Here is a 6,306-nt window from a genome sequence, read left to right as displayed (position 1 = left end):
CCTGCAATCATCGCGTTTTTCGACCGGGATTGATTGCTTGGCGGTAAAAGCGACGTTTCAAGCTGGGCCAGCTCTGTGACGCGCAGGCCAACTGTGTGAGTGAGCCAAAGCAGCAGCACGTCCGCTCTGGCATGCGGCCTGTCATCGAAGCCACTCTTATGAGGTGTTTGATTTGACCACGTCGAAGGTATGTTGCACGACGGATCTTGGCTGTAGTGGAACTCTCTATCAGGATTGGCGGAAATTCGCTGTCGTTCCAAAGAGAGTCAGCAGCAGGCCTCCGGGAAAGCCTACCACCAGCGGCGTTATAAGAAAATGCTACCGCGCCTGCTGCTCGATGGCAGCCGCACGGCCCAGACAGGCGCCACCAAACCCCAACCGTCCCGATAACGGTTTCCTACTGACGGCTCTTCATCAATCGCGTTTCCTGTACCTGACACCATCTGCAGGTACTGCCACATGCTTCCCTCCAGAACCTATCGCTTCAGATCCAAACGTAGCCTTTTAGGCTTCCTGAGCCTGGTCATGGCCTCCCAGATCACCCTCGCCCACGCGGAGACGTGGGTCATTACGGACCGTAACCATCCCGTTCAAGCACCGGCACATGTCCGGCTGATTATCCTGGACGAGCAAGAGCGACTTGAGACCAAGCTCTCGGAAGGATTGCCAGCGAATCAGCAACAAGCCATCGCCATCATGCAGCAGCGCCTCAAGAGCGCCGATGCGCAGCGCTTGCAACGCGACCTGGCCTTAGCTCAACAAAACCTCGTAGACGCCTGGAGCATTGGGGTCACGAAGGTCCCAGCAGTGGTGGTCGACCGCACGTTTGTTGTGTATGGCGAAACCAATGTTCTGGCGGCGGAACATCGCATTGCCCAGTGGCGTACTGCAGCCCAACATCAAAACGACGCTGGTCAGGGAGATATGCCGCAATGAACCTGCGCAAGCCTCCTGCTTGGACGGCCTTGGCGCTGTCGATCACAACTTGGCCAGCCGCCGCCGGTATAGTGACATCGACCACCCTCGCCGCCTCAACCCTGTCGCCTGACTGCCTGGAGTACAAGGTGGTCGGAATCTGCTACTGGCTGCTCTGCACCCCGTTTGGCTGCAAGGTGAAGACATCGACCAAGGTTCGCCACTTCGTACCGGACGCGGTAGTTTCTAGCTACTCCAATACCGGCGAAAACCCTTGGGTCGAAGTCTCTTCGCTGAGCTCACCCACCTCATTCGCCCAGGATGGCGGCGACGGAACCACCAACCACAACAACGAAGACAACCTGGCCAAATTCAAAAACGCTGACGTCATTGGCCACCCCGGGGGAGCTACGTTCAGTAAGTTTGCCAGCGCTTCAGGGTATGCCTGTCAGGGTGCTGCGACCCCCTACATGCCTTACCTGCTGAGCACGCTGGACACCATCGCCTGGCGTTATGGTGTTCCAGAATCAGCCTATCCCGAAGCCCTGATTCCCGGTCGGCGAGAGGTGGGTGGTCTCACCTCTGGGGACATGTGGGGAAGCGTCTACCCCCGCAGCGGCTTTATCCATCAAGCCGACGATTACAAGGCAGCGGCCGTGATGGCGCAGCGTGCAGGTGACGTGGTCACTCGCAGCGGTCAGGTCCACGTCTATCAACCCCTTCTGGCAAAACCTCAGTCAGGCTACTGGCCTGCTGGGGAATTGATCGAGACCGACGCCAACACCGGTAAGTGGCAAGAGCTCACGCCGACCCTCAGTCAAAGCTGTGCGGTATTCCCGAACTCGCAGCCCCGTGTGCAGGCGACCGATGACGGTTATGCCTGGGCGCTATGGCGACCCTATTCCTGCTGCAAGCGGCAAGGACAAACTTTTCTTGGCAGCACGGACTTTCAATGATGATCAAGAGGACTTCAATCATGCGCCGCGCCGCCATGTTGACTATCGCAATCATGAGCGCCCTGACGGTAAACAGCGCCCTTGCCGAGACGCCAGGGATCAGTGCCAGCTCGTCCGGCAGCGTCATCGGTGATGATGTGTTGTACAGCGTCGGTGGCGGCAACGCCGTGACCATGGGAAGCGCCGGGAACATGGACAGCATCAGCATTGGCGGTGGCTGGAACAGCAACCTGGTCTGCGGAAACATGAGCCTGAACAATACACTGGAGAATCAGTTGAACGGTGCCACTTCCGGCTTTCAGACGATCATGGGCTCGATGATATCCAACGCCACCAGCGCGGTGGCTTCATTGCCAGGGCTGATTATCCAGCGCGCCAATCCGGCGCTTTACAACCTGCTCACCAACGGTATCCTGCAAGGCCGTCTTGATTTCGACCGCTCCAAAGGCACGTGCCGCGCCATAGCGGATAAGATGCTCGATGTCGCGGGAGGGCAGATGGGCTGGGACAAGATCGCCGAAGGCCAGGCCATGAGTCAGGCGGTGAAAACCGGAAACACAGACGCGGTCTCGGCCGTTGCTCAGGTCGAAAAGCAAGGTGGGAATGACGGTATCACCTGGGTGGGTGGAAGCAAGGCCGGCGGATCGGGCCAGCAACCGATCAAGGTCGTAGGCGATGTCACTCGGGCAGGATACAACCTGCTGAACGGACGTAATGCCGCTGATACAGCGTCTATCAGCCCATCGAGCTGCAACAACGGCATGGTGTGCTCTACCTGGCCTTCGCCGCAGGATGCAACCACATTCGCCAACCGTGTTCTGGGAGAGCAGCAACAGCGCACGTGTGAGGGTTGCACCAAAACCACCTCCACTGCCGGCGTTGGACTCACGCCCCTCATTCAAGAGTCCTACGACTCAAAACTCAAGGCACTGCAGGAGCTCATTTCAGGCAACAAGTCCCTCACGCAGGAGAACCTGTCGCAAGCCAGCAGTAGCTCTCTACCTGTGACGCGTAGCGTGGTCGAGGCCCTTCGTTCCGAACACGACCAGGACATATTGGCCAAACGCCTTGCTTCAGAGCTCGCTTTATCGGATGTGCTGGGCAAAGCGTTGCTGCTTCAACGCACCCTGTTTACCGGGAGCAAGGAACCGAACATCGCCGCCAATGATGTGGCCCAGCAGGCGGTCAGTCAGCAGAACAACAACCTGCAACAGGAAATTGACAACCTGAAGACCGAGCTGGACATGCGGCGCAATCTGGCCAGCAACTCTCCGACAGCCATTCTCCAACGGGCTCAAATCAGGAGAGACGGTTCAAAAGGCATCTTCCAAGGCGACCCGACGCCTGATCGTCTTGACCAGTTGCAAAATCCTGCGAAAGGAAACGCACCATGATATCCACCGTTTTAAAGCCTGGACGACTTAAAAAAACAGCGAAAGCGATTTTGGCTTTTCTATCACTGACATTACTGACGGTGCTGCTGGTCGTGGTGTTTTTGACTTTCGTCAACATAGTGTTCGGTGATCTGGAGCGTTTCAGTGAATGGCAGAAGGCACATTACGGAGCGATGCTGGCCTGGAGGTTAATGGTCTATACGGCGCTAGCGTTAACATGGTTCAGAGTTAGGAAGCACCTGGTTCACCAGGCATCGTCCGATATTCCCGCAGGTCTAATGCGATGTGAGGTGATCGCCCTGCTGTTGATTGCATTGATGGAGCTACGGCGTGCCGGCCTACTTGAGGGAGTCAGTACGCTATGATGTTACACACCAATGATTATCTGGAGTATTACCTCACGCTGGTGGGCTGGATCATCAACAGCGGCGTCTGGAACATGATTGAGGACAGCGGCTTGGTGGCCGCGCCGTTTGCCGCCATCATCATCAGCGAATGGCTCAAAGCACGTGCTGAGGGTGCCGACGAAGGTAACAAAGGCGTACTCTCGCTGGCTCGAGTGGAGAACCGCTTCTACACCGCGATTCTGGTCATCATTGTCTGCTGTATGCCTTTGGTGACGGTCAGCATCGACACGCTGCAGTTTGATCGAAGCCGCTCGGAGCAGTGTCAGTATTTGGTACCCAACCCTGCCGATACGGGCTGGAACACCTCATTCAGTACGTTGAACGGCAAGAGCGCCGTAGTGCCGGTGTGGTGGTTATTTGTGCATGCGATGTCCAAGGCCGCGACAGCAGCCTCCATCACGGCGATTCCTTGCGGAGTGGACCTGCAACAGGTACGGATGGATGTGAACAGGGCACGTATCAAAGACCCGCTGCTTGCCCAGGAGGTCGCTGACTTCACGAACGACTGCTATGCACGGGCGCGTGCAAAACTGTTCATGACCCAGCCTACCCTGAGTAAGGATCAACTCAACGACGTCAACTGGATCGGCTCGAGGTTCTTTCTGCAGACGCCAGGGTATTACGATGATGGTTTCTCTGGATTTAGATCACACACGCCTCGAACCAAATGGCCTTATGACACAACTCGCGATGCAGGCCTGCCCCAAACCACCGGTGGGGGTGGCTTCCCTACCTGCACGCAGTGGTGGTCAGATAGCAGCATTGGCCTACGAGCCAGGCTGCTGGAACAGGTCAGTCCAGATCTGCTGAGCAAGCTTGCACAGTGGGCAAAGTTCATGACCCAGACAGAGGTGAGTGACTCGGTCATTCGCGATCTGGTTTCTCCGAGGAAGCAGAAACTGACCCAGGGACAGGTGTATACCGACTACGGCGGCCAAGTAGGTGGTTCAGTGATGAATGACTTCACACGCCTGACTGCAACCGTCGGTCAGGCAGCAGGATCGTTGGCGATGTACCCCGCCATGGACAGCGTCCGTCAGGCAGCCCCCATGGTAATGGCCTTTTTGAAGATGGCTTTGATCATCTGCATTCCATTTGTCCTAGTATTCGGAATGTTTGATCTGAAGGTCGTGATGACGATCACATTCGCCGAGTTTGCACTGATTTTTGTCGACTTCTGGTTCCAACTGGCCCGCTGGGTGGACAGCACGATACTGGACGCCTTGTACGGCAACGGGATCGGCAGTGACGTACCTCATTCCAACTTCGACCCAGTGTTTGGAGCCAGCAATGCACAGGGAGACCTGCTGCTGGACTTCGTGATAGGGGCAATGTTCATCGTCCTGCCAAGTTTCTGGGTCGTTGCGCTCGGCTGGACCGGAATGAAGCTTGGCTCACTTATGAGCGGACTGACCGACGGTGTTGATAGTGCGAGGCAAGCATCATCGAAAGGTGCTAATCAAATTAAAGCAGCAATGGAAAAAAAACCTTAGCATCAGCTGATTAGGGTGCTGCGCTTAACGGATTCGGCACTCTAATCAACACGAACACCACCAATATAGTTACCGAAGCCATCTACGCCATTGCGTTTGACCTTGCTGGAGGTAAGATCTTCTTCATCACCAAATCCATCCCCATCAAAATGAACAAGCTGAGAACCACGCAAAGCGCGTTCAATATCAGGGTTTGTGACGAAACCGATTGCGATTGCTATAAAGCAAACAACCGCCAAAACATACAACAATCCCCAAGCCACGAAGAATGCGCCAGTACCGATCACCGCCGCACGGGCACACCACTTGACTGGAGTGACGATCACTCTGGGCACACCGGTGCGGTCGAAAAGCGACCAGAACGCGCGCTCAACATTAAGTATTCGACGCAGACCATGACCGAGCACGTGACCAAAACGCGCTGCTCCGCGTAAATCCGTATTGGCGTCTGTGCTCATGTGTCACCTAGTCTGGTCGGCTGAAGCATGCAGTATTGATATCAATCTATACCCCTAAGCTTGGTATATTCAACTCAACTCCCTTTGAAATCAAGCTCAAAACGGACAACTGGACAACTGATACATGCCGCTTAGCCGTCCGGTTCGACAGTGTTTCCGGATGAATGGGGCTGCAAGCGAACCCGCTACACAGAGGCTCCAGGTGCTCCTATAGACCATTCACAACCCATAAATGATCGTCAAGCCCCTCTAACCCAGCGTGTATTGATCTCATCCAGCACTCCCAACACCTTCTCCGACGATGCCGACTGCGACGCCGCGAACAGGTCATTCGTAAAATTCGCGATACTGTCGCAGATCCTGCAAAAGCATCTCAGCCTCACTGTACTTGAACCCCGGTAGAAACAGACGACTCATTGCCTCAGTTGCCCCAGGTCATTAACCGCACATCGTAGGTGAGGTATGGGCGGCTTGGAATCTTAAGTCTGGCTAGACCGAAAGTGAGTAGCCAAGGGTTTTTCAATGCCGAGCAAGCGCACCAGACTGCACGCGATCGCTTCGGGCTTGAGCGCTGACCGACAGCCCCCCTTGGGATGCTCCGATCAACTTGTCGCGCGTCAGCGGCAAGTCGAAAATCCACTCGGCAAACAGCGTTATTTGCTTAAAATCGAATGATGCAGCGT

General features: G+C 55.6%; 6 protein-coding genes and 1 pseudogene. 5 read left to right on the top strand and 2 right to left on the bottom strand.

What is annotated here, in order from left to right; translation table 11 throughout:
* Positions 1-459 precede the first annotated feature (459 nt).
* The 5 genes from ALO43_RS20875 to ALO43_RS20855 are packed head-to-tail and all read left to right on the top strand — an operon-like array spanning position 460 to position 5,165.
* The gene (locus tag ALO43_RS20875; protein WP_054997999.1) at positions 460-936 is read left to right on the top strand and encodes a TIGR03757 family integrating conjugative element protein; all 477 of its coding nucleotides are present in this window, start codon (positions 460-462) and stop codon (positions 934-936) included.
* Positions 933-1,871 carry a TIGR03756 family integrating conjugative element protein gene (locus ALO43_RS20870; RefSeq protein ID WP_054997998.1) on the top strand — a complete coding sequence of 313 codons (939 nt, stop codon included), beginning with the start codon at positions 933-935 and terminating at the stop codon, positions 1,869-1,871. The genes ALO43_RS20875 and ALO43_RS20870 overlap by 4 nt, the downstream gene beginning before the upstream one ends.
* Positions 1,868-3,265, top strand: a complete 1,398-nt coding sequence (locus ALO43_RS20865) for an integrating conjugative element protein (protein ID WP_054997997.1) — start codon at positions 1,868-1,870, stop codon at positions 3,263-3,265. The genes ALO43_RS20870 and ALO43_RS20865 overlap by 4 nt, the downstream gene beginning before the upstream one ends.
* A complete protein-coding gene (locus ALO43_RS20860) occupies positions 3,262-3,630 on the top strand; it encodes a hypothetical protein (RefSeq protein WP_054997996.1) in 369 nt (122 codons plus the stop codon). Before ALO43_RS20865 ends, ALO43_RS20860 begins: the two co-directional genes overlap by 4 nt.
* Entirely contained in the window at positions 3,627-5,165 is a 1,539-nt protein-coding gene (locus tag ALO43_RS20855) for a conjugal transfer protein TraG N-terminal domain-containing protein (protein WP_054997995.1), read from the top strand. The genes ALO43_RS20860 and ALO43_RS20855 overlap by 4 nt, the downstream gene beginning before the upstream one ends.
* A 41-nt stretch (positions 5,166-5,206) precedes the next feature.
* On the opposite strand, the gene ALO43_RS20850 is transcribed toward ALO43_RS20855, so the two are convergent.
* Positions 5,207-5,623 (bottom strand): DUF3742 family protein, encoded by a 417-nt coding sequence (locus tag ALO43_RS20850; RefSeq protein ID WP_054997994.1) that lies wholly within the window; start codon positions 5,621-5,623, stop codon positions 5,207-5,209.
* Positions 5,624-5,868: 245 nt separating this feature from the next.
* A pseudogene (locus tag ALO43_RS31615) lies at positions 5,869-6,089 on the bottom strand (hypothetical protein); the annotation flags it as partial.
* Positions 6,090-6,306 lie beyond the last annotated feature (217 nt).

The organism is Pseudomonas tremae (genome assembly GCF_001401155.1).
GTDB lineage: Bacteria > Pseudomonadota > Gammaproteobacteria > Pseudomonadales > Pseudomonadaceae > Aquipseudomonas > Aquipseudomonas tremae.
Note: the sequence above shows the minus strand (reverse complement) of the source record. Positions and strands in the feature narration are given on the sequence as shown.